The organism is Streptococcus mitis, assembly GCF_022137125.1.
In the GTDB taxonomy this organism is placed as follows: domain Bacteria; phylum Bacillota; class Bacilli; order Lactobacillales; family Streptococcaceae; genus Streptococcus; species Streptococcus mitis_CE.
In genome coordinates this window covers 297419-320384 of the sequence record NZ_JAKNEQ010000002.1, presented here as the reverse complement: position 1 = coordinate 320384, position 22966 = coordinate 297419, and the positions used below count along the sequence as shown (strand labels likewise).

Annotated in this window: 21 protein-coding genes; 3 read left to right on the top strand and 18 right to left on the bottom strand. The window is 40.9% G+C overall.

What is annotated here, in order from left to right; all coding sequences use genetic code 11:
* Positions 1-2: 2 nt before the first annotated feature.
* The 9 genes from pnp to L0P31_RS03480 form a co-directional block, all read right to left on the bottom strand.
* On the bottom strand, positions 3-2216 hold the full coding sequence (gene pnp, locus L0P31_RS03520; protein WP_238095773.1) for a polyribonucleotide nucleotidyltransferase: 2214 nt from the start codon (positions 2214-2216) through the stop codon (positions 3-5).
* Between the two features lie 447 nt (positions 2217-2663).
* A complete protein-coding gene (gene metF / locus L0P31_RS03515; RefSeq protein ID WP_061590497.1) occupies positions 2664-3530 on the bottom strand; it encodes a methylenetetrahydrofolate reductase [NAD(P)H] in 867 nt (288 codons plus the stop codon).
* A 61-nt stretch (positions 3531-3591) separates the two neighbouring features.
* Positions 3592-5841, bottom strand: a complete 2250-nt coding sequence (gene metE, locus L0P31_RS03510) for a 5-methyltetrahydropteroyltriglutamate--homocysteine S-methyltransferase (RefSeq protein WP_238095771.1) — start codon at positions 5839-5841, stop codon at positions 3592-3594.
* 352 nt (positions 5842-6193) lie between these two features.
* Complete coding sequence (locus L0P31_RS03505; protein WP_185776784.1) at positions 6194-6487, bottom strand: helix-turn-helix domain-containing protein; 294 nt, start codon at positions 6485-6487, stop codon at positions 6194-6196.
* Positions 6477-6842: a type II toxin-antitoxin system RelE/ParE family toxin gene (locus tag L0P31_RS03500; protein WP_238095769.1), complete on the bottom strand. Its 366-nt coding sequence runs from the start codon at positions 6840-6842 to the stop codon at positions 6477-6479. The genes L0P31_RS03505 and L0P31_RS03500 overlap by 11 nt, the downstream gene beginning before the upstream one ends.
* Before the next feature lie 157 nt (positions 6843-6999).
* Positions 7000-7365 (bottom strand): TIGR02328 family protein, encoded by a 366-nt coding sequence (locus L0P31_RS03495; RefSeq protein WP_238095767.1) that lies wholly within the window; start codon positions 7363-7365, stop codon positions 7000-7002.
* Positions 7349-7750, bottom strand: a complete 402-nt coding sequence (locus L0P31_RS03490; RefSeq protein ID WP_283218070.1) for a YbgA family protein — start codon at positions 7748-7750, stop codon at positions 7349-7351. Before L0P31_RS03490 ends, L0P31_RS03495 begins: the two co-directional genes overlap by 17 nt.
* Before the next feature lie 54 nt (positions 7751-7804).
* Positions 7805-9550 (bottom strand): DNA/RNA helicase domain-containing protein, encoded by a 1746-nt coding sequence (locus L0P31_RS03485; RefSeq protein ID WP_238095765.1) that lies wholly within the window; start codon positions 9548-9550, stop codon positions 7805-7807.
* Positions 9550-9885, bottom strand: coding sequence for a nucleotide pyrophosphohydrolase (locus L0P31_RS03480; protein WP_004255465.1), 336 nt, complete (start codon positions 9883-9885; stop codon positions 9550-9552). Before L0P31_RS03480 ends, L0P31_RS03485 begins: the two co-directional genes overlap by 1 nt.
* A 179-nt stretch (positions 9886-10064) precedes the next feature.
* Between L0P31_RS03480 and L0P31_RS03475 the strand changes: the two genes are divergently transcribed.
* Positions 10065-10682: a TVP38/TMEM64 family protein gene (locus tag L0P31_RS03475; RefSeq protein ID WP_238095763.1), complete on the top strand. Its 618-nt coding sequence runs from the start codon at positions 10065-10067 to the stop codon at positions 10680-10682.
* Positions 10683-10724: 42 nt separating this feature from the next.
* Here L0P31_RS03475 and scrK read toward each other — a convergent pair whose 3' ends face one another.
* The 3 genes from scrK to L0P31_RS03460 all read right to left on the bottom strand — a co-directional run bounded on the left by scrK (position 10725) and on the right by L0P31_RS03460 (position 13887).
* On the bottom strand, positions 10725-11612 hold the full coding sequence (gene scrK / locus L0P31_RS03470; RefSeq protein ID WP_000164309.1) for a fructokinase ScrK: 888 nt from the start codon (positions 11610-11612) through the stop codon (positions 10725-10727).
* 149 nt (positions 11613-11761) lie between these two features.
* Complete coding sequence (locus L0P31_RS03465) at positions 11762-13648, bottom strand: sucrose-specific PTS transporter subunit IIBC (RefSeq protein WP_238095761.1); 1887 nt, start codon at positions 13646-13648, stop codon at positions 11762-11764.
* Positions 13649-13740: 92 nt separating this feature from the next.
* Positions 13741-13887: a hypothetical protein gene (locus L0P31_RS03460; protein ID WP_238095759.1), complete on the bottom strand. Its 147-nt coding sequence runs from the start codon at positions 13885-13887 to the stop codon at positions 13741-13743.
* Positions 13888-14011: 124 nt separating this feature from the next.
* Between L0P31_RS03460 and L0P31_RS03455 the strand changes: the two genes are divergently transcribed.
* Complete coding sequence (locus L0P31_RS03455; RefSeq protein WP_238095757.1) at positions 14012-15466, top strand: sucrose-6-phosphate hydrolase; 1455 nt, start codon at positions 14012-14014, stop codon at positions 15464-15466.
* Entirely contained in the window at positions 15447-16412 is a 966-nt protein-coding gene (locus L0P31_RS03450) for a LacI family DNA-binding transcriptional regulator (RefSeq protein WP_238095755.1), read from the top strand. The genes L0P31_RS03455 and L0P31_RS03450 overlap by 20 nt, the downstream gene beginning before the upstream one ends.
* 36 nt (positions 16413-16448) lie before the next feature.
* On the opposite strand, the gene L0P31_RS03445 is transcribed toward L0P31_RS03450, so the two are convergent.
* From L0P31_RS03445 to L0P31_RS03420, 6 genes are all read right to left on the bottom strand, one after another.
* Positions 16449-17723, bottom strand: a complete 1275-nt coding sequence (locus L0P31_RS03445) for a hydroxymethylglutaryl-CoA reductase, degradative (RefSeq protein WP_238095754.1) — start codon at positions 17721-17723, stop codon at positions 16449-16451.
* Entirely contained in the window at positions 17723-18895 is a 1173-nt protein-coding gene (locus L0P31_RS03440; protein WP_238095753.1) for a hydroxymethylglutaryl-CoA synthase, read from the bottom strand. The genes L0P31_RS03445 and L0P31_RS03440 overlap by 1 nt, the downstream gene beginning before the upstream one ends.
* Before the next feature lie 113 nt (positions 18896-19008).
* Positions 19009-19458: a threonine/serine exporter family protein gene (locus tag L0P31_RS03435; protein ID WP_025171133.1), complete on the bottom strand. Its 450-nt coding sequence runs from the start codon at positions 19456-19458 to the stop codon at positions 19009-19011.
* A 1-nt stretch (position 19459) separates the two neighbouring features.
* Positions 19460-20218 (bottom strand): threonine/serine exporter family protein, encoded by a 759-nt coding sequence (locus L0P31_RS03430; protein WP_000392943.1) that lies wholly within the window; start codon positions 20216-20218, stop codon positions 19460-19462.
* A gap of 88 nt (positions 20219-20306) precedes the next feature.
* Complete coding sequence (gene pknB, locus L0P31_RS03425; protein WP_238095752.1) at positions 20307-22220, bottom strand: Stk1 family PASTA domain-containing Ser/Thr kinase; 1914 nt, start codon at positions 22218-22220, stop codon at positions 20307-20309.
* Positions 22217-22957: a Stp1/IreP family PP2C-type Ser/Thr phosphatase gene (locus L0P31_RS03420; protein ID WP_033685450.1), complete on the bottom strand. Its 741-nt coding sequence runs from the start codon at positions 22955-22957 to the stop codon at positions 22217-22219. The genes pknB and L0P31_RS03420 overlap by 4 nt, the downstream gene beginning before the upstream one ends.
* Positions 22958-22966 lie beyond the last annotated feature (9 nt).

Here is a 22966-nt window from a genome sequence, read left to right as displayed (position 1 = left end):
TCTTATTCTGAATCTTTTGGTGTTTCTGTAAATTCTTTCTTAGGTTTATGGTCCTTGTGATGACGTGGGCGGTGAGGTCTCTCAGACTTTTCACCCTTTTCATCATGCTCAGGTTTTGGCGGACGAGGAAGAAGAGCCTTCATAGAGGCGTCGATACGGCCTTTTTCATCAATCTTGATAACCTTAACATCGACTTCATCTCCGATTTCAACCAAGTCTTCTACACGGTTGGTACGAGTCCAAGCCATTTCAGAAATGTGCACAAGTGCATCTGTCTTATCAAAGAGGTTGACAAAGGCACCAAATTTCTCGATACGAACAACCTTCGCGTGGTAAACTTCATCCACTTTGGCTTCACGAACCAAACCAGCAATAATTTCTTTGGCACGGTTGATGGCATCTTGGTCGCTAGAGTAGATAGACACATTTCCTTCTTCGTCGATATCAATCTTAACGCCTGTTTCAGCGATAATCTTGTCGATGGTTTCTCCACCTTTACCAATGACAATCTTGATCTTGTCCACATCAATCTTGATGGTATCAATTTTCGGAGCAGTTGGAGCCAATTCTGGACGAACTTCTGGAATGGTTGCTTCAATCACATCAAGGATTTCAAAACGCGCTTTCTTAGCTTGAGCAAGGGCCTCAGTCAAGATTTCTGCAGTAATCCCTTGGATCTTGATATCCATCTGAAGGGCTGTAATCCCGTCACGAGTACCTGCAACCTTAAAGTCCATGTCTCCAAAGTGGTCTTCCAAACCTTGGATATCTGTCAAGACAGTGTAGTTATTTCCATCTGAGATGAGACCCATGGCAATACCAGCTACTGGTGCCTTGATTGGCACACCACCAGCCATAAGAGCAAGCGTTCCAGCACAGATGGAGGCTTGAGAAGAAGAACCATTTGATTCTAAAACTTCTGCTACCAGACGGATAGCGTATGGGAATTCTTCCAAACTTGGCAAAACTTGAGCAAGGGCACGCTCACCAAGGGCACCGTGACCAATTTCACGACGACCTGGCGCACCATAACGACCAGTTTCCCCTACAGAGTATTGAGGGAAGTTATAGTGGTGCATAAAGCGTTTCTTGTACTCAGGATCCAAACCATCGACGATTTGAGTTTCACCCATCGGAGCTAAGGTCAAGACTGAAAGGGCCTGAGTTTGTCCACGAGTGAAAAGACCTGAACCGTGCACACGTGGTAAGAAGTCAACAACCGCATCCAAAGGACGGATTTCATCGACTTTACGACCATCAGGACGCACCTTGTCTTCTGTAATCAAACGGCGCACTTCAGCGTGTTCCATTTGTTCCAAAATTTCAGCCACATCACGCATGATACGGTCAAATTCTTCGTGGTCTGCATATTTTTCTTCGTAAACAGCAGTAACTTGGTCCTTAACTGCTTGAGTTGCAGCTTCACGAGCCAATTTTTCTTCTACTTGAACCGCTTTTTGGAGGTCACTGTTGTAGGCTGCGATGATTTCAGCTTGCAAGTCCGCATCCACATGAAGCAATTCCACTTCTGCTTTTTCCTTACCAACAGCAGCAACAATTTCTTCTTGGAAGGCAATCAATTCTTTGACTGCTTCATGCCCTTTAAGAAGAGCTTCCAACATGATTTCTTCTGACAATTCTTTGGCACCAGACTCAACCATGTTGATAGCGTGTTTGGTACCAGCTACTGTCAATTCAAGAAGCGACTGCTCTGCCTGTTCTTGACTAGGGTTGATGATGATTTGACCATCGACATAACCCACCTGTACCCCAGCGATTGGTCCGTCAAATGGAATATCTGAGATAGAAAGTGCCAAGGATGAACCAAACATAGCAGCCATTGGTGCAGAAGCATTTTCATCATAAGAAAGTACTGTATTGATGACTTGAACTTCATTACGGAAACCTTCCGCAAACATAGGACGGATTGGACGGTCAATCAAACGCGCTGTCAATGTCGCATCCGTTGAAGGACGTCCTTCACGTTTCATAAAGCCACCAGGAAACTTCCCAGCCGCATACATTTTTTCTTCGTAGTTGACTTGAAGAGGGAAGAAATCTCCAGTTGCCATTTTCTTAGACATAACGGCAGCAGTCAAGACAGTTGACTCACCGTAACGTACAACAACAGAGCCATTTGCTTGCTTAGCAACCTGACCAGTCTCTACGATTAACTCACGACCCGCAAAAGTCGTTTGAAACACTTGTTTTGTCATTTTAATCCCCTTTGGATTGATGAAATTATACGCCTTGCCTACAAAAATCAAGATACTAAGCCGTCAAGCAACTCAAAGGAAAATAGGAAATCTAACGACTGAGCGACTGCTCTTAGGCAGATTTATCTTTTTCCACAGAGTTGTAGGAGTGTTCAATTCTCAAGATACCAAGGATGTCAAAAGCAAAGTAAAAATAGGAAACTGACGAAGTCTTCGATGAAGACAAGACAGTTTATCTTTTTTACACAGCTTTTCGGCCGGGTTCAATTCTCAAGATACAAATCATTAGATAAGACTCTCGGTTTAAATGCATTGTATTATTTAATACCCTCATCTTTGTATCAAGTACGTACAGAGTCTATTTTATCATATTTTTCTTAAAAAGTGCGGTCTTTATCATTAAAAAGGAACCATTCCCCTCACCTGAGAAGAATGGTTTACTTTTTATTATCCTAGAGACTGATGATTAAACAAGGCATGTGTTGCTTGGTGGATGTATTTTGCTGTTTCGGCATTGTTCATGGTGTAGAGATGAACTCCGGCAACATCCTGAGTTACCAAGTCCACGATTTGGTCCACTGCATAGGCAAGTCCTGCTGCTCTGAGCGACTCAGGGTCATGCTCATACTTGTCTAAGATAGCTTTAAATTTACGTGGAAGATGGATATTCTCACAAGTCTCCAAGAGGCGAAGAGCTTGATTTCGATTCAGAATCGGCATAATCCCTGCATGAATAGGAACATCAATCCCAGCCAAGGTACACTTGTCTTGGAAATCATAGAAGCGCTCATTGTCAAAGAAAAGCTGGGTTACTAGGCTCGAACAACCTGCATCTACTTTCTTCTTAAGATTTTGGATATCTGAAATCTGATTTGGTGAATCTGGATGCCCTTCTGGATAGCATGCTCCGATAATATCAAAGTGAGGTGCTTGTTCCTTGATGAACTCGATCAAGTCAGTTGCGTAGCGGAAATCCTTTTGCGGTTCCACATCAGGAATAATATCCCCACGAAGAGCCAAGATTTTCTGTACCCCAACCTTGTCCAAATCTGCAATAGTTTCAGCAACCTTGTCCTTAGTCAAATAGATGGCTGGCAAGTGGGCAATAGTCGGAATCTCCAAGTCATTTTGGATAAAGTCAGCCAAACGAACCGTCGTTTCCTTGATATTAAACTTATTATTGCTGGCAGTTACACTGATAAAGTGAGGAGCCAACTCCTGCATATCTTGAAGAGCAGAAATAATTTTATCATTACCCACGGCTGGGTTTGGAGGGAACACTTCAAATGAAAGTGACGGTGTTTGGCGTGACATATTCCTTATCCTTTTCTTTTTAATTTCATTTTGAACAACCGTTATAGGGAGAAATCTAATCTTACAATTTCTCACGCGCAGCTTTAGCTGCTTCAACAAGGCGGATCAAGCTTTCTTTTGTTTCTGGAATACCACGTGTTTTCAAACCACAGTCAGGGTTGATCCAAACTTTCTTGCTTGGCACTTTAGCAAGAATGGCTTCGATAGTATTATCGATTTCGCCTTCGTTCGGCACACGAGGTGAGTGGATATCGTAAACCCCAGGTCCCACTTCAGTTTGGAAGTTCTTCGCTTTGAGTTCGTCCAAGATTTCAAGGTTTGAACGGCTAGCTTCAAAGGAAATAACGTCCGCATCCATGTTGTCGATAGCTGGGATGATATCTGTAAATTCTGAGTAACACATGTGAGTGTGGATTTGTGTGTCTGGCGCTACTGTTGAGTGTACCAAGCGGAAGGCAGGAATTGCCCAGTCAAGGTAGTCTTCATACCAGTCGCTACGACGGAGTGGCAATTTCTCACGAAGAGCAGCCTCGTCGATTTGGATGATTTTCACACCAGCAGCTTCAAGGTCAAGCACTTCATCCTTGATAGCAAGAGCGATTTGAAGAGTAGAATCCTTGATAGAGATGTCTTCACGTGGGAATGACCAGTTGAGAATAGTTACTGGTCCAGTCAACATACCTTTAACAGGTTTGTTTGTACGGCTTTGTGCATAGCTAGACCATTTAACAGTAATAGGGTTAAGACGAGTTACATCACCCCAGATGATTGGTGGTTTAACCCCGCGCATACCGTATGATTGTACCCAACCATTTTTAGAGAAGAGGTAACCTGACAAGTTTTGACCGAAGTACTCAACCATGTCATTACGCTCAAATTCACCGTGAACAAGGACATCAAAGTCGATATCTTCTTGCCATTTGATCCATTCGTCAATTGTTTCAGCAAGGAAAGCGTCATACTCTTCTTGAGACAATTCACCTTTACGGTAAGCCAAACGTTTCGCACGAACTTCTTTAGTTTGAGGGAATGAACCGATCGTTGTTGTTGGAAGAGCTGGAAGTTTGAAAGCTTCTTCTTGAATAGCTTCACGTTCTGCAAAGGATGGCAAACGAGTGTAGTCTGCATCAGTCAAACCAGCGATACGCGCACGAAGTTCAGCATTTTCACCAACACGCTCAGTCGCAAAGAGTTCTTTGTTAGCTGCAAGTGCTTCTTCACCTTGACCATTGCGGATAGCATCCAAATCACGAATCTCATCCAATTTTTCAACTGCAAAGGCAAAGTGGTTCAAGATTGCTGGTTCAAATTCTTCATTAGCTGTTGTAAATGGCACATGAAGAAGTGAGCATGAGCTTGTCAAGACAATATTTTCAGCTGGGATTTGCTCAAGAACAGCCAAGCTCTTTTCGTAATTGTTGCGCCAGATGTTTTTACCATTGACAATACCTGCGTAGAGAGTCTTGTCAGCTGGGAAGCCACCTTTAACCAATTCAAGAGTTTTCTTACCTTCAACGAAATCAAGACCGATAGCATCTACTGGCAAGTTCACAAGGTCAGCGTAAACGTCACGAACATCTCCGAAGTAAGTTTGAAGCAATACTTCAAGACCTTTTTTGTCAGCCAAAAGTTTGTTGTAGAGGTTCAAGAAGAGAGCTTTTTCTTCAGCTGTCAAATCTTTGACAAGAGCAGCTTCATCCAATTGGATGCGAGTCGCACCAAGTTCAGCCAATTTAGCAAAAACTTCTTGGTAAGCAGCAACTAAGCTGTCTACGAAGTCTTCTGCTTTCACGCCTTCTTCAAAGTCTGACAATTGAAGGAAAGTGAATGGACCAACAAGAACTGGACGAGTGTTTAATCCAAGTTCTTTTGCTTCTTGGAACTCATCAAAAATCTTGTGACCTGCAAGTTTGACTTGAGTGTCTTTTTCAAATTTAGGAACGATGTAGTGGTAGTTGGTGTTGAACCATTTCTTCATTGGAAGGGCGCGAACGTCTCCTTTTTCTCCTTGGTAACCGCGACCCAAAGCGAAGTAGCGCTCAAGATCAGACAAGTCCAAGTTTTGAACTGAAGCAGGTACCACGTTGAAAAGGAAAGCTGCATCTAGGAAGTTGTCATAGTGAGAAAAGTCATTTGATGGAATTTCAGTGATGCCTTTTTCTTTGACAATGTTCCAGTGTTTAGCACGCAAGTCTTTTGCTGCTGCAAGGAGTTCTTCTTCTGAGATTTCTTTTCTAAAGTATTTTTCAGTTGTAAATTTTAATTCGCGGAATTCGCCCAAACGTGGGAAACCGATGATTGTAGTTGACATGATGTGTCCTCCAAAATTTGTTGTTGAAACTATCTTAACAGAAAAGAAATCATCTGTATAATTGTAAAAAATTAGGCTTTGATATAGTTTGAAACTATATCTCTGTTTTATACAAAAGAAAAAGGCCTGAGAAAAATGACTCAAATCCTTTGTGTAACTTGTTTTTTTACTATATTTCAGTTAGACTGATCAAACACGTTATTAGTAATTCTTATAAGTGACTATGGCTTGTTATTAGAAAAGACTATAGGTTGATTTTTCTTTTGTAAGTCTGATATTTCCCTGAAAAGTGCGGACGGGAGGTAAAATTATCCAGTGGATGATTTTAGCCAACCAAGTAATTTCATCCCTATCAACCTTTTTTCTGTTCAAGTGGGACTACTGCTAGTGTCTTTCCTAAACTGGCTAAAACTTTCAAGACTGTATCCAACTGGGGGCTAGTCTTTCCTGTTTCCATCCTAGCTATGACAGGTTGACTCACTCCACTGAGTTCTTCTAGCTTTTTTTGACTGATACCTTGCTCATGTCTGGCTTCAATCAACTCACTCATGATAGCCACTCGCATATCACTTTCAAGGATTTCCTCCTTGGTAAAGAGTTCTGACCGGACATCCTTCCAGTTACTTCCAATAGCACTATTCTTCATCACTTAACCCTCTTTCTTTTAAGTCCTTCAGTTCACGCTTGGCTTTTTCAATTTCTCTTCTAGGAGTTTTCTGAGTCTTTTTGACAAAATGATGTAAAAGAACAAAACTACCATCAAGCCACGCTATAAATAAAATTCGATTTCTCAAAGGTCTTAGTTCCCATATCTCATCTTCCAAGTGTTTCATATAGGGTTCCCCAGCTCTCGTCCCATGCTGACTAAGCAACTCGATATAGTCATTTAGTTTATTGAGTTTGATGCGACTATCCTTACTTTTCTGACTAGCCAATTCTCTCATATAATCCAAAACTGGCTCGTTTCCTTTTTTGTCCTTATAGAAGTAAATCGTATGCACCAAGCAACCTCTTTCTAATTAAATTATAACTCAAAAGTTATTAAAAGTAAATCTGAACACTCATAAAAAGAAGACCTTAGAAAAACTCTAAAGGTCTCATCTTTATTATTCGAAAAAAATTACGGAAAGAGTTATAAAGTGCTGATAATTCTTACGTTTACTCCAGTTCAATCCCCTTTCCTCGGAGATTAGCTAGACATTCCTCATAGTAGGAAGCATCATGTTCGCTGTATATAGGACTAGTCAACTTTTCCTCTACTAATTCTTGATAAGTAGGGCAGGTCTTACCACGATAGTTTTTATCCAACCACTCTGGACTGACATTGTAGCCACGGTCAGCCATCTCCTCCATAATCAAGCGATGATAGGCATAGAGACGGTAGGGCGAGTGAGTAAAGACATAGTCAACCGTCGCATGCTTTCTGCCCCAGCCATTGCCACGGAGTGCACAACACTCTCGATGCTGTCCCAAGAGTTGAGGACGGGGAAGTTGTGAAATCAAAGCCTCATGCCAAAGTCTCATGGCAATCTCCTTTCAGTAAAGTCGAATGTTGCAAGTAGGTATTGGGATAGCAATCAAGCAAATCTCGAGTCTTAGCGATTAAGTCTTCCTTAGAAGCCTGACCAAAGCGGTAGCGATCCAGCAGGAGCATGTAGTCCTTGCGCTCAGCATCTGTCGCTTTCTTTTTGAAATAGCCCCAAATATGCTGAAAGGCATTGCAGACCTGACCCCTGTGTTCTGGAATCTGGCAGGCACGGTCAATCATCTCCTGAACCTGACTTACCTCCACCTCTTCATTCTTCAAATATTGGCGAATTTCATTGTAAATATTGCTGGAATGACTCAAAACAAGGTATTTGTTTCTAGCCCAGAGTTGCTGGCAAAGGGCACGTTGGTTATTATTCATAATTGACATTATACCATGTTTGGATTCAGAAATATCTATTCCTACTTTATAATCTTATAAAATTGCCTTTTTTAAAGCCGCTTGAAGTTCTTCATCTACTGCGTAGATATAGAGTCCATTTACTCCTCTTGTAAGTAAAACATTTAATTCATTTTTTAAAAGATCTTCACCAAAATTTTTCATTTCACCATTTTCGAGTTTCCTATTTTGAACTGCTCCTTTATTTTTACTAGCAGAGATATCAAACATAATTTTACCATCTCTATATTTAACCGATGGACCAATAATGACTCCAGCATAATTCAAATCAAAACCTTGCACAGTAAAAGTGGATCCTACTTCACCAATAGTTTGTGGTTGTTCAATCCAAGAAAGTTTAGAGTTTTTCCTATCCCTACTCAATTCTCTATTCCAAGGACAAGACCAGTCATCTATTTCCACACACCAATAATCTTTAGATTCAGGTTTAGATTGACTGCTATATTCCCAATCATAAGTTGCTATTAGCCTAGAAATCCCTAAATGACGATTCTCATCTTTTAATTTAATAGCATTCTGTAATTCCTTGGGAGAATTAAATATCTGGATATCATAGTTATTATCTTCTTTTAATTTGGTAATTTCTCTTTTATCAATAATATTTCTAATCCAACTAATTGTTGATTCACTAGCTTTTATACGCATTTGATTATTTAATTCAATTAAATTGCCAGACAGCCTCGCTTGATGTTGTAAAGTCAAAAATGAATCATCTACCCATATTTGAGATTTATTCATTATTTGATTATCATCGTACACTAAAACTACTACTTTCGATTTTGATAGTATATCCTTTAAATGATTACCACCTTGATAAGCTTGATTTTTTGCAGTCAAAAGTAAGTGTCCTTCGTCAATAACAACTATACCAGCATTAGCATCTTGCTTTTTTAGTGCGTTTAAAAACTGAGTTGGTTTCATAGCAACATCAAGAGTTGAACCACTCTTCCATTCAAGCTTTTTCTCTATTTCTTTATAGACACTCAATTGATCATCATGATTAACAACCAAATTAATTACATTATTTTCTCTTATGAAATCCGTGTCATCAGAATTTAATAGATCATCGATTAAAGAACTCATCAAAACAGTTTTACCAGCACCAGCTTCTCCTTTAACCAAGATTAAAGTTCCAAACTCGTTCTTACTAAGCGCTGATGTAATTTTAAAAATGATTTCATTTTTTGCTTTTAATTGCTCATTGGTTAATTTATGAAAAGGAGAAGATTTAAATATTGCAGAATTTCTAACTATACTTTCAGCTGGAAACAAGTACTCATTTTTTCTATTTAACGAACGCCAAATTTTTGAAAAAATTGAATCTAATTCGTGAGATGTATAATATTCATTTTGAGGATTTTCTTTTCTGTTTTGTACTCTTATGACATTAGTAACACTTGATAAATAAAGCATTAACCGGTTTTCTATATCTAGAGTTAACGACTTATTAAAATGATTGTGACCAATTACAAACATCTTCGTTGTCGGAGATTTTGCAAAATATCTCCAATCATCTCTATTTTCTTTCTTTATATCATCCATTAAGTGTTGACTTGTTCGTCTAATTATATCAGTAGTTTCTCCTACATATACACTAAATTGATTATCCTTCTCATCGTTAACAATATAGACAACCGGATAATCAAATAAAAATTTTATCTCATTTTTATGTCCGCTAAAATTAAATTGATTTTTAAGATTTACAAGAGCATTGTTTGAATACTCTATCTCTCTTATAATTGGACTTTTTATATTAGCCATTATTTCTCCAACTCAGTATATTTTTTATTACTACCTTTGCTAATCTCAACAGGATACTTTCTAGCATTTTTTTCTAATTTTTCATCAATAATATTTTCAATATCTAAATTTAGATTATCTGCTAACATAATAGAATAAATAAAAACATCAGCTAGTTCCTCTTTTATTCTTTTTAATGATTTACTGGTAACATCTTTTGATTCTTTCCATTGAAATAATTCTAAAAGTTCACTAGCTTCTAATGAAATAGATATAGCCAAATCTTTTTCATTATGAAATTTTCTCCAGTCACGATCATCTCTAAATTTATTAATTTTTTCTATTGTTGACTTCATTTAATTTCTCCAATATGAATTTACTTATACACATTATATCATGAAACCAGTTCTTAAATTTTATAAATGGAATAAAATTAGGCTTAAATTCTTGAGCTTCACTCTACCAAAAACAATCAAATCCCCTTTCTCCTCCAAAATATGGTATAGTAGAGTTATACTATCTATGAGGAGTTTACATGTCACAGGATAAACAAATGAAAGCTGTTTCTCCCCTTTTACAGCAAGTTATCAACATCTCATCGATTGTCGGTGGGGTTGGGAGTTTTATTTTCTGTATTTGGGCTTATCAGGCTGGTATTTTACAGTCTAAAGAAACCCTCTCTGCCTTTATCCAGCAGGCAGGCATCTGGGGGCCACCTCTCTTTATCTTTTTACAGATTTTACAAACGGTCGTCCCTATCATTCCTGGGGCCTTGACCTCGGTGGCTGGGGTCTTTATCTACGGCCACATCATCGGGACAATCTACAACTATATCGGGATTGTGATTGGCTGTGCCATTATCTTTTATCTAGTGCGCCTCTATGGGGCTGCCTTTGTCCAGTCCGTCGTCAGCAAGCGCACCTACGACAAGTATATCGGCTGGCTGGATAAGGGCAATCGTTTTGACCGTTTCTTTATCTTTATGATGATTTGGCCCATTAGTCCAGCTGACTTTCTCTGTATGCTGGCTGCCCTGACCAAGATGAGCTTCAAGCGCTATATGACCATCATCATTCTGACCAAGCCCTTTACCCTCGTGGTTTATACCTACGGTCTGACCTATATTATTGACTTTTTCTGGCAAATGCTTTGACATGTAAAAAATCCGCTTGGGAAACCAAACGGATTTTGTGCTTTATTTTGAAACTTCTTTTGCAAGGACAAAGTTCCCAAGTGTGGCAGAACCATTTCCTGCGACTGCTGGCGTCACGATATAGTCACGCACATCTGGTACTGGTAGGTAACCGTTGAGAAGAGCTGTAAATTTCTCACGGACACGGTCCAGCATGTGTTGTTGAGCCATGACCCCTCCACCAAAGACAATCACGTCTGGGCGGAAAGTCACTGTCGCATTGACCGCAGCTTGAGCGATATAGTAGGCTTGGACATCCCAAACAGGGTTGTTGAGTTCAATGTTTTCCCCACGAACACCTGTACGAGCTTCCAAACTTGGACCAGCTGCATAGCCTTCCAGACATCCCTTATGGAAAGGACAAACACCCTTAAACTCTTTTTCAATATCCATTGGGTGTCTAGCAACATAATAATGACCCATTTCAGGGTGACCCACACCACCGATAAACTCACCACGTTGGATGACACCTGCACCGATACCTGTACCGATTGTGTAGTAAACCAAGTTTTCGATACGACCACCAGCATTGTTACGGGCAACCACTTCACCATAAGCAGAGCTGTTTACGTCTGTAGTGAAGTACATTGGCACGTTGAGGGCCCGACGAAGGGCACCAAGCAAGTCCACATTTGCCCAGTTTGGTTTTGGAGTCGTTGTGATAAAGCCATAAGTTTTTGAGTTTTTATCAATATCAATCGGACCAAATGAACCAACTGCAAGACCAGCAAGGTTGTCGAATTTTGAGAAGAACTCAATGGTTTTATCGATTGTTTCGATTGGAGTTGTTGTTGGAAATTGTGTTTTTTCTACAACGTTAAAGTTTTCATCACCGACAGCACAGACAAACTTTGTACCGCCCGCTTCCAAGCTTCCATATAATTTTGTCATGATAAACCTCTTGTTTTTATTTTCTTTATTATAGCATATTTCGAAAGTCTAAATTTCTCTATTTTTTAGATTTTCCTCTGTAAATCTTACCATTCAAGCAAAAACGAACAAACATGTCATTTGTTCGTTTTCACATTAGAGAGGATTGATTAGATTTTCACTTCGATCACAGCATCCCCCTTCGCAACTGAACCTGTTGCGACTGGAGCTACTGAAGCGTAGTCAGCTGTATTTGTAACGATAACCATTGTTGTATCATCAAGTCCAGCTGCAGCGATTTTGTTTGAGTCAAATGTTCCAAGAACATCGCCAGCTTTAACCTTATCACCTTGAGCAACTTTTGCTTCAAAACCTTCACCATCCATAGATACAGTGTCAATACCAACGTGAATCAAAACTTCAGCACCATCAGTTGTTTTCAAACCAAAAGCATGTCCTGTTGGAAAGGCAATTGAAACTTCAGCATCAGCTGGTGCATATACCACACCTTGACTTGGTTTCACAGCGATACCTTGCCCCATAGCTCCGCTTGAGAAGACTGGGTCATTGACATCAGCAAGAGCTACAACATCACCGACGATAGGAGTTACAAGTGTTTCATTTTGAAGAGCTGCTGGAATGTTACCAGTTGTTTCTTCTTGGACCAAACGTTCTGTCTCTACTTCAGTAGCAACTTCTTTTTCATCCTCATAACCAAACATGTAAGTAAGAGCAAAACCAAGAGCAAATGATACAGCTACCATAAGAAGGTATTGTGGAAGTTGTCCGTTACCAATGTAGAGCATTGTACCAGGGATGATTGTGATACCATTACCAGTACCAGCAAGACCAAGGATAGATGCCAATCCACCACCGATTGCACCAGCGATCAATGAAAGGAAGAATGGTTTACGGAAACGCAAGTTAACCCCGAAGATAGCAGGCTCTGTAATACCAAGGAAGGCAGAAAGAGCAGCAGGGAAAGCAAGTGTTTTAAGTTTAGGATTTTTAGTTTTTACACCAACGGCTACTGTTGCAGCACCTTGAGCAGTCATGGCAGCTGTGATGATAGCGTTGAATGGGTTGACATGGTCAGCAGCAAGTAATTGAACTTCAAGCAAGTTGAAGATGTGGTGAACACCTGATACGACGATCAATTGGTGAACTCCACCGATTAAGAAACCACCAAGTCCGAATGGCAAGTTAAGAATAGCTTTTGTTCCAATAAGGATATAGTTTTCAACAACATGGAATACTGGTCCGATAACAAACAAACCAAGAATTGACATTACGAGAAGTGTTACGAATGGTGTTACCAAGAGATCAAGTACATCTGGAACCACTTTACGAACAGCTTTTTCAAACTTAGCTCCGACAACCCCGATGATGAAGGCTGGAAGAACTGAACCTTGCAAACCAACAACTGGGATAAATCCGAAGAAGTTCATAGCAGTCACTTCACCACCAGAAGCAACAGCCCAAGCATTTGGAAGCGAGCCAGATACCAGCATCATACCAAGAACGATACCAACGGCTGGGTTACCACCGAATACACGGAAGGTTGACCAAACAACCAAACCTGGCAAGATGATAAAGGCTGTGTCAGTCAAGATTTGAGTGTAAGTTGTCACATCTTCTGGAAGTGTCATTCCAAGAGCATTCAAGAGACCACGAACACCCATGAAGAGACCAGTTGCTACGATAACTGGGATGATTGGAACAAAGACGTCACCGAAAGTACGGATGGCACGTTGGAACCAATTTCCTTGTTTAGCAGCTTCTGCTTTCATGTCATCTTTAGATGATGTTGGCAAGCCAAGTGCAACAACCTCATCGTACATTTTGTTAACTGTACCTGTACCAAAGATGATTTGGTATTGACCTGAGTTAAAGAAAGCACCTTGAACTTTTTCCAAGTTCTCAATCACTTCTTTATTGATTTTTCCTTCATCTTTAACCATGACACGAAGACGAGTCGCACAGTGAGCTACACTGTTGACATTTTCACGTCCGCCCAAGGCATCGATGACTTTTTTTGCAATTTCTGTATTCGTCATTTGCAAAAATCTCCTTATAAAAAATTTTGTTCTTGTTTGAAAGCGATTTTATCCGCCCTACGAATATTATTCTATCACGTTTAAAAAATATGTCAAGCGTTTTGCAGAAAAAATTTTGTCAATTCTCCAATTTTGATTGTTTTTGCTAATTTTTCATTAACATAGCAGTAAACACCCTCTGAATTTAAGGTTTTTACTTTTAAAATTTCAAAAACTTTCATTTTTTCATCGATTTTCATAAAATTTCGTTTCCGAACTCTGTCAATCGTTTGACATTTTTTTCTTAAATTTAGTGTGAAAGACTTGATTTTTTATAAGGAAACGTTTACTATTAAGATAGTAGAATTTATGGAGGGAATATAAATGGAATGGACTACTGAGCGTCGTTATAGACGCTATGAGGATTGGACACAAGAAGAAATTAAACAAATCAAAGAAAATATGGCGCAGTCACCATGGCATACAAGCTATCACATCGAACCCAAACAGGGTCTTTTAAACGATCCAAATGGTTTTTCATATTTCGATGGCAAGTGGGTTGTCTTTTACCAAAACTTCCCCTTTGGTGCAGCTCATGGGTTAAAGTCTTGGGTACAACTTGAAAGCGACGATTTGGTGCACTTTACTGAAACAGGTGTAAAAATCTTACCTGATACTCCTTTAGATAGCCACGGCGCTTACTCTGGATCTGCTATGCAGTTTGGCGATCAATTGTTCCTCTTTTATACTGGAAATGTCCGTGATGACAATTGGGTACGCCACCCTTATCAGATTGGTGCTTTGATGGATAAGGATGGAAATATTAAAAAGATTGATAAAATCTTGATTGATCAGCCTGCTGATGCTACTGACCACTTCCGCGATCCACAGATTTTTAACTTTAAAGGACAATACTACGCTATCGTTGGTGGTCAAGATTTGGACAAAAAAGGATTTGTCCGTCTCTATAAGGCTATCGAAAATGATTATACAAACTGGCAAGAAGTTGGTGATTTGGACTTCAACAATGATCGCACTGCTTATATGATGGAGTGCCCAAACCTAGTCTTTGTCGGAGAACAACCTGTCCTTCTTTACTGCCCACAAGGTTTGGATAAAAAGGTTCTTGAATACGACAATATCTATCCAAACATGTATAAAATCGGCACTTCCTTTGATCCAGAAAATGAAAAAATGGTAGATGTATCTGAACTACACAACCTCGATTATGGTTTTGAAGCCTATGCCACTCAAGCCTTCAACGCTCCTGATGGACGCGCTATAGCTGTTAGCTGGCTTGGCTTGCCTGATGTTTCATATCCATCTGACCGTTTTGACCACCAAGGAACCTTCTCTTTGGTCAAGGAACTCACTATCAAAGACGGCAAACTCTACCAATACCCAGTCGCAGCTATCAAAGACCTTCGTGCTTCTGAAGAACCTTTCTCAAACCGTGCCCAAACCAAGAACACTTACGAACTTGAACTCAACTTGAAAGCTAATAGCCAGAGCGAGATTGTCTTACTTGCTGATCAAGAAGGCAAGGGACTTTCCATCAACTTTGACCTTGTAAATGGTCAAGTGACAGTAGATCGTAGCCAGGCTGGAGAACAGTATGCCCAAGAATTTGGAACTACACGTTCTTGCCCTATCGATAATCAGGCTACTACTGCTACAATCTTCATCGATAACTCTGTCTTTGAAATTTTCATCAATAAAGGAGAAAAAGTATTTTCTGGTCGTGTCTTCCCACATGCGGACCAAAATGGGATCCTCATCAAATTTGGAAACCCAACTGGAACTTACTATGAATTAGATTATGGTCGCAAAACTAACTGATGTCGCCAAACTTGCAGGCGTCAGCCCTACTACCGTTTCTCGGGTTATCAATAAAAAAGGGTATCTCTCTGAGAAAACCATCCAAAAAGTCAATGAAGCCATGCGAGAATTGGGCTATAAACCCAACAACCTAGCTCGTAGCTTGCAAGGAAAATCAGCTAAGTTAATCGGCTTGATTTTCCCCAATATTTCCAATGTTTTCTATGCAGAATTGATTGATAAATTGGAACACCAACTCTTCAAAAATGGTTATAAGACCATCATCTGCAACAGTGAGCACGATTCTGAAAAGGAACGCGAATACATCGAAATGTTAGAAGCCAATCAGGTGGACGGCATCATTTCTGGTAGTCACAACCTGGGAATCGAAGACTACAATCGCGTGACGGCACCAATTATTTCCTTTGACCGAAATCTATCACCAGATATTCCTGTCGTCTCCTCTGACAACTATGCTGGTGGAGTTCTAGCAGCCCAGACCTTAGTCAAGACAGGTGCCCAGTCTATCATCATGATTACAGGGAATGACAATTCCAACTCGCCTACTGGACTACGCCACGCTGGCTTTGCATCTGTACTCCCAAAAGCTCCTATTATCAATGTTTCCAGCGACTTTTCTCCCGTCAGAAAAGAAATGGAAATCAAGAATATCTTAACCCGTCAAAAACCAGATGCCATCTTTGCTTCGGATGACTTAACAGCTATTCTAGTCATTAAAATTGCTCAGGAACTGGGCATTTCTGTCCCTGAAGAGCTCAAGGTCATCGGCTATGATGGGACTTACTTTATCGAGAATTACTATCCTCAACTCGCGACCATCAAGCAACCTTTGGAAGAGATTGCCTGCCTCACTGTTGATCTTCTCTTGAAAAAGATTGAAGGCAAGGAAGTCGCAACAACTGGTTACTTCTTACCAGTTACACTATTACCAGGAAAAAGTATTTAAGTACAAGAAAACTCAGACAAATTCGTCTGAGTTTTTTTATGATCTTAAATTTTCTAGATAACGCTGGGCAGTCTCTAGATTAAAGGTTTTATCTGCGATGAGGCGCTCGACCAGGGGAGCAACTTCAGACTCACTAGCACCTGCGAGAAGTGCCAAGGATTTGGCCTGCAATTTCATGTGGCCTTGCTGGATCCCTGTACTCACCAAAGCTTTGAGGGCTGCAAAGTTTTGGGCAAGACCGATAGACACGATAATCTGGGCTAATTCTTTAGCAGATGGATTTCCCAGCAGTTCATGACTGAGGGCTACACGAGGGTTGAGACCGATAGAGCCACCCTTTGTCGCTACAGGCATAGGCAAGGTCATCTCACCGACCAATTCTTCTCTCTCAACGTCCAGTGTCCATTGACTAAGACCTTGATAGTGTCCTTCTCTACTAGCAAAGGCATGGGCCCCGGCTTCAATGGCACGCCAGTCATTACCAGTTGCAATTGAAATGGCATCAATACCATTAAAAATCCCTTTATTATGAGTAGCAGCTCGGTAAGGATCAGCCTGCGCAAACTGACTAGCCAAAGCTATTTTCTCCGCAATCTCTCGTCCTTGCTCCTTTTGGCGACTCAAGTATCGAAAAGCAATGCGACAGCTTGCAGTCACCAGAGAATCGGTCGCGTAGTTGGACAGGATTCCCATAAGACTCTGCCCCTGACTGAGTTCTTCTAATACTGGCTTCAAGGCTTCCAGCATGGTGTTGAGCATATTGGCACCCATGGCTTCCTGAGTATCGACATGGAGATAAACAACGAGAAAGTCTGTCTCACCTTTGATCTGCTCTACATGTAAATCACGCGCCCCGCCACCACGTTTGACGATAGAAGGATAGGCTTGATTGGCAAGTTCCAAGAGCTCCGCTTTCTTGCTGACAATCTTCTCTTGCGCTTGTTCAGGATTAGCAACTTGATAAAGGGCTACCTGACCAATCATCTGACGCTCATGGACTTGTGCAGTAAAGCCACCTGCTCGCTTGATGATTTTACTTGCATAGCAGGCCGCAGCAACCACAGAGGGCTCTTCAGTCACATAGGGAACTGTGTATTCCTGACCGTTAACGAGAACCTCTGGAACCAGCGAATAAGGAAGAGAAAAAGTTCCCACCACATTCTCACTCAGCTGGTCTGCGACAGTCAAGCTAATTTGTTCATCCTGCTCCAAACTCTCTTGTCTCTCAGGACTAAGGAGCGCCTGAGCTTTTAACAGCTCGAGGCGCTCTTGGCATGATTTTTTAGAAAATCCATTCCAACTTATCTTCATTATTTTTCAACCTTGCTATAACGGCGTTGGTGGTCCACAATTTCAACCAAGGCAAAATCTTGATTTTCATAGCCAGCAAACTGGGCAGAGTTTGTTTCATCTAAGTCCACTTCCTCAAAGAAGACTTTTTCATAGTCAGCTACGGATAGGGCAGTTCGTTGGTTGAGCTTGTTCAAGCGGTCTTTATCTAGATAAACTTCATATCCTTCAACCAATTCACCACTGAAGAACTCAGCCACAGCACCACTTCCGTAACTATAAAGGGCAATTTTATCCCCAGCCTTCAAGCTGTCTGTATTTTCCAAAAGAGATAGGAGGCCGAGGAAGAGGGAACCTGTATAGATGTTCCCTACCTTTTGACTGTAGAGAATAGACTGGTCAAAATGCTTTTGCAAGAGGTCCTTTTTCTCTTGAGGCAGGCTCTTATCCATGATTTTTTTCAAGCCTTTTAGTGCTAATTTAGGATAAGGCAAGTGGAAGCAAACCGCCGCGAAATCATCCAAAGTAAGCTGGTAGCGTTTTTGATATTCAAGCCAAGTCGTTTTCAAACTATCCAAATATTGTTGGGTAGAATAGACACCATTTACATAAGGGGTTGTTGAGTAATTTGGACGCCAAAAATCCATGATGTCACGGGTTTGAGCTACATTGTCATTATTAAAGGCCATAATGCGTGGATTTTGTGTAATCAACATAGCCACACTGCCAGCGCCCTGAGTTGGTTCTCCTGGAGTTTCAATACCGTATTTGGCAATATCACTGGCAATGACCAAGACCTTGGACTCTGGAGAATTTTCCACATGCAATTTGGCATAATGGAGGGCAGCTGTCGCTCCATAGCAGGCTTCTTTAATCTCGAAACTACGAGCAAAGGGCTGGATGCCAAGCAAGCTATGCACAAAGACGGCCGCAGCCTTACTCTGGTCAATTCCTGACTCGGTAGCCACAATGACCATGTCAATTTCTTGTCTTTCTTGGTCAGTTAAAATAGAGTCACTTGCACTGGCCGCCAAGGTCACGATATCCTCAGTTATGGGCGCAATACTCAATTCCTTGAGCAAGAGTCCTTTACTTAATTTTTCAGGGTCAATGCCCCTCTCTTCTGCTAAGTCTTGTAATTTCAAGACATATTGACTGGTCGCAAAACCAATCTTATCAATACCGATTGTCATATTTACCTCTGTTTTATCATTCATTGTAAAAAATCGTTCTATACTATTTTATCACAAATGGCAGTAAAAGAGAGAAAAAAGACTTGATTCACCAAATCAAGTCTCTTGTTCGTCTAACGATTTTGCTGTTTTCGTAAGTAGGAATACAGTCTGAGAATCACTGTTCCGCTAGCCATGCCAATAGAAATTACCAAAGCCAACATAACAACCAAGGTTGCACTAGCAATGGCATGACTGTAATCTCCCGTCACAAAAAAGGCAGTTGTCCGATAGGAGAGATAACCCGGAACCAGAGGTGCCAAGATTGCCAAGATAAAGACTACAGCAGGTGTCTTATAAAGAATACTTAAAATCTGGCTGACACAAGAACCGATAATGGCTGCAATAAAAGTAGCCACAATAACATTGGTCGGTTCCTTGAGCAAAAGATAAATTAGCCAGACAGCCATGCCCAAAATTCCTCCTGGTAAGAGCATAGAACGTTGAACATTGAGTACGATTAAAAAAGTGATTATAGCAAGAAGACTTGCTACTGCTTGTAATAAAAAGGTTGTTAGTGTCATATTAGTTCATCAATACCAAGGCGACAGAAGTTCCCGCCCCTAAAGCAAGGGTAATGAGCAGGGATTCAAACATCTTACTCATACCAGAGTTTATGTGGTTGGTCATAATATCACGAACCGCATTGGTCAAGGCAATACCTGGTACAAACGGCATGACCGCACCAGCTATAATCAAATCTGCCGTTGAAGGAAAACCTGTGTAGCGAGCCCAAAACTGGGCTATCATCCCAAAGACAAAGGCTCCAGCAAATGCTGTCACAAAGGGAATTCGGATAAACTTCTCTACATAGAGGGAAAAGGCAAAACCAAATAAGGTAGCCACTCCTGCCCCAAGTGCGTCGTAGATATTTCCACTAAACATAATTGAAAAGAAAGGAGCACTAAAGGTCGCAGCCAGAGTTACCTGCAACTTAGTATAAGGAAGAGGTTGGGCTTGCAAAGCCTTCAATTGCTTGAACGCTGTCTCTAAATCAATCTGCCCCCCTACCAACTGACGAGAAATCTGGTTGACATCGCAGACTTTTTCAATATTATAAGAAGAGGAGGTCACGCGTTTCATTCGCGAAATATTGGTATTTTCAATGGAGAAAAAGATTGCGGCAGGCATAGCCAGAACATTGCAATCCAAAATTCCCTGCGAATGCGCAATACGAATCATGGTATCTTCTACACGATGAATCTCTGAACCACTTTTAAGGAGAATGGTTCCTGCTAACATAATCACATCGATGACGGCATTTAATTCTCTTGATTCTTCCATGCGTTCCTCCTTTTATCAACTCCTACTATTCTATCACAAATCCGGAGTCAAAAAAAATCTTTGCCATGAAATCATGACAAAGATTCGTTTAATCACGAGAATTTTCGTGATTTCCTTCACTATTTGGTTGACTCGGAGTAGGAACCGTTCCTTGTTGATTTCCTTGCTGGCCACCTTGTTGATTCCCTTGATTTGGAGTAGTAGGTGAACCTTGGTTACCACGTTGAACTGACGTTGAAGAGGAACTTGATGGTGGTGTTTTGGGTTTATAAATAGAAATTTTAACACGAGTAGTGCTCAAGTCTACTTTTTCGCCTGCTTTTGGACTTTGCTCTACAACAGTCCCCTCAGCAGTTCCTTCAGGAGCTTTAGACACTTCTACAACTTCAATATTAGCTTTTTTAACGTCATATATCTCTGTAAGATTATTGACTGCAAATTCTCGGCTAGAACCAATATAGCTTGGCATTGAAATAGAATTTACTTTTTTAGCAACTGTCAAAACTATTTGAGTTGCCTTGCTAAGATCATAGGTTGTTCCTTCCGGTAAACTTTGTTTCATGATTGTACCAGCTTCGATTTCGTTGGATTCTTCTTCCTCAATCTTAATTAGATTTTCTGGAACCTTCTTGCCCTTCAATTCTGCCACTACATCACTGGACTTTCTTCCGAGATAATTTCCAAGTTGGAAAGACTGCTGACCAGAAGACACAATCAAATTAATTTTTGTTCCTTCTTTACGTGTTTTACCAGCTTCAGGGTCTGTACGAATAACCCGACCTTCTTCAACCTTATCACTGGACTCTGATTTTTCTTCACCAACCTCAAAATTGGCTTTTTTTAGAGCCTCTTTAGCCTCTGCAACCGTCTGACCTGCCACATTTGGAATAGCAATGGTAGCGGGCGTTCTATATAAAATCCATACCAAGGATGCCACAACCAACAAGAAGGTCGCAAATAAAATTGGATAACGTGCTTTCATACGACGACGTTTGGTTGGCTTTGAACTAGGTACCGTTTTTTCTGTCTGATGAGGCTGAGGCTTAGGTTGAGGTCTTCCCTCTTGTACCGGAGCTTTAGGAATAGAAGTCAGAGTACTTTGTGGAACTTTAGGAAGAGTTTTAGTATCTGCCTTAGTTGCATCGTCAAAGACTAGCTTTGGTTCATTGCGACGATTATAAGACAAACTACTAGACAAATCCACATACATTTCAGCGACTGATTTGTAGCGATCTGTCAATTTCTTGGCAGTTGCCTTAATAACAACATTTTCTAGAGCCTGAGGCACAGATGGATTTTCAGCTATAACCGATGGCAGTGGTTTCTGGAAATGCTGGAGGGCGATGGTCACTGCACTATCCCCATCGTAAGGAATATGACCTGTCAGCATCTCATAGAAAATAATCCCCATGGCATAGATATCACTCTGCACAGTTGCTTTAGAACCACGCGCCTGCTCTGGCGATAAATAATGAACCGAACCCAGCATTGAGTTAGTCTGAGTCAAACTCGTCTCTGCAAAGGCTACTGCAATCCCAAAGTCTGTAACCTTGGCAGTCCCATCTGGGGTCAAAAGGATATTTTGCGGTTTCAAATCCCTGTGAACAATTCCTCGAGTATGGGCTAAGCGCATAGCCAAGAGGATTTGTCCCATGATTCGAATCGCTTCTTCATTTGAAAGAGGGTGATGTTCCTTGATATAGCGTTTGAGGTCTAATCCAGCAACATATTCCATTGCGAGATACTGTTGTCCCTCTTCTTCACCGATATCTGTAATCCGAACGATATGAGGATGGTCCAGATCTGCCATGGCTCTCGCTTCCCGCTGAAAACGAGCCACTGCAATAGGATCTGTTTGGTAGTTGGTCCTCAGGACCTTCACTGCCACTTCTTCACCGTCCAAAATCAAATCCTTGGCCAAATAGACATCTGCCATGCCTCCTCGACCAATTTGTTTGAGAATCCGATACCGCCCGGCAAAAATTTTGCCGATTTGGATCATTCTGTTGCCTCCTCATTAACAGCAATAAGGGCAACTGTGATATTGTCTAAACCACCTGCATTGTTGGCAAAACGAATCAAGGTTGCTGCCTTATCTGCCAAAGAAATATCGCTGGTTACAATATCAGAAATCTCACTGCCTGAAATCATATTTGTCAAGCCATCACTATTGAGTAAGAGATAGTCTCCCGGCTCAAGGGTGATCATTCCAAAATCAGGCTGAATTTCGTCTTTTTGACCGATTGACTGGGTAATAATATTTTTCTGTGGATGGCTAGCAGCTTCTTCAGGTGTCAATTGACCTGCCTTAAGCAATTCATTGACCAAAGAATGGTCGCTCGTTAACTGGTGGTATTCTTCTCCACGAATCAAACCGATACGAGAATCCCCAATGTGGGCATAGATAGCCTGATTATCAATAATGGCTACAGCCTCAAGGGTTGTTCCCATTCCTTTATAGGCTTCATTTTGTCCCAATTGGTTAATCCTTTGATTTTCAATCTCAAGGTTGTTAGCAAACCATTCACGTACTTCATTAACTGTATCGATTTGAGTATCTACCCAAGCTACACCTAGGTCTGTTACCGCCATTTCACTAGCGATATTCCCTGCGCGATGACCTCCCATACCATCAGCTAGGATAATCATAGTACGTCCAGCTCTATTGACATAGTGGTTGACATAGTCTTGGTTATTTGTTCGTTTCTGACCAACATCTGTTAATAATGAAATTTCCATGTGTTAGTT

What these genes read in the sequence shown, in the direction of transcription:
- L0P31_RS03430 (WP_000392943.1), bottom strand. Translation starts at nt 20,218, where the DNA reads ATGGAAGAATCAAGAGAATTAAATGCCGTCATCGATGTGATTATGTTA.
- L0P31_RS03440 (WP_238095753.1), bottom strand. Translation starts at nt 18,895, where the DNA reads ATGACAATCGGTATTGATAAGATTGGTTTTGCGACCAGTCAATATGTC.
- L0P31_RS03455 (WP_238095757.1), top strand. Translation starts at nt 14,012, where the DNA reads ATGGAATGGACTACTGAGCGTCGTTATAGACGCTATGAGGATTGGACA.
- L0P31_RS03450 (WP_238095755.1), top strand. Translation starts at nt 15,447, where the DNA reads ATGGTCGCAAAACTAACTGATGTCGCCAAACTTGCAGGCGTCAGCCCT.
- L0P31_RS03485 (WP_238095765.1), bottom strand. Translation starts at nt 9,550, where the DNA reads ATGGCTAATATAAAAAGTCCAATTATAAGAGAGATAGAGTATTCAAAC.
- L0P31_RS03460 (WP_238095759.1), bottom strand. Translation starts at nt 13,887, where the DNA reads ATGAAAATCGATGAAAAAATGAAAGTTTTTGAAATTTTAAAAGTAAAA.
- L0P31_RS03490 (WP_283218070.1), bottom strand. Translation starts at nt 7,750, where the DNA reads ATGAATAATAACCAACGTGCCCTTTGCCAGCAACTCTGGGCTAGAAAC.
- L0P31_RS03420 (WP_033685450.1), bottom strand. Translation starts at nt 22,957, where the DNA reads ATGGAAATTTCATTATTAACAGATGTTGGTCAGAAACGAACAAATAAC.
- L0P31_RS03505 (WP_185776784.1), bottom strand. Translation starts at nt 6,487, where the DNA reads ATGAAGAATAGTGCTATTGGAAGTAACTGGAAGGATGTCCGGTCAGAA.
- L0P31_RS03435 (WP_025171133.1), bottom strand. Translation starts at nt 19,458, where the DNA reads ATGACACTAACAACCTTTTTATTACAAGCAGTAGCAAGTCTTCTTGCT.
- L0P31_RS03480 (WP_004255465.1), bottom strand. Translation starts at nt 9,885, where the DNA reads ATGAAGTCAACAATAGAAAAAATTAATAAATTTAGAGATGATCGTGAC.
- L0P31_RS03445 (WP_238095754.1), bottom strand. Translation starts at nt 17,723, where the DNA reads ATGAAGATAAGTTGGAATGGATTTTCTAAAAAATCATGCCAAGAGCGC.
- L0P31_RS03495 (WP_238095767.1), bottom strand. Translation starts at nt 7,365, where the DNA reads ATGAGACTTTGGCATGAGGCTTTGATTTCACAACTTCCCCGTCCTCAA.
- metF (WP_061590497.1), bottom strand. Translation starts at nt 3,530, where the DNA reads ATGTCACGCCAAACACCGTCACTTTCATTTGAAGTGTTCCCTCCAAAC.
- scrK (WP_000164309.1), bottom strand. Translation starts at nt 11,612, where the DNA reads ATGACAAAATTATATGGAAGCTTGGAAGCGGGCGGTACAAAGTTTGTC.
- pnp (WP_238095773.1), bottom strand. Translation starts at nt 2,216, where the DNA reads ATGACAAAACAAGTGTTTCAAACGACTTTTGCGGGTCGTGAGTTAATC.
- pknB (WP_238095752.1), bottom strand. Translation starts at nt 22,220, where the DNA reads ATGATCCAAATCGGCAAAATTTTTGCCGGGCGGTATCGGATTCTCAAA.
- L0P31_RS03475 (WP_238095763.1), top strand. Translation starts at nt 10,065, where the DNA reads ATGTCACAGGATAAACAAATGAAAGCTGTTTCTCCCCTTTTACAGCAA.
- L0P31_RS03465 (WP_238095761.1), bottom strand. Translation starts at nt 13,648, where the DNA reads ATGACGAATACAGAAATTGCAAAAAAAGTCATCGATGCCTTGGGCGGA.
- metE (WP_238095771.1), bottom strand. Translation starts at nt 5,841, where the DNA reads ATGTCAACTACAATCATCGGTTTCCCACGTTTGGGCGAATTCCGCGAA.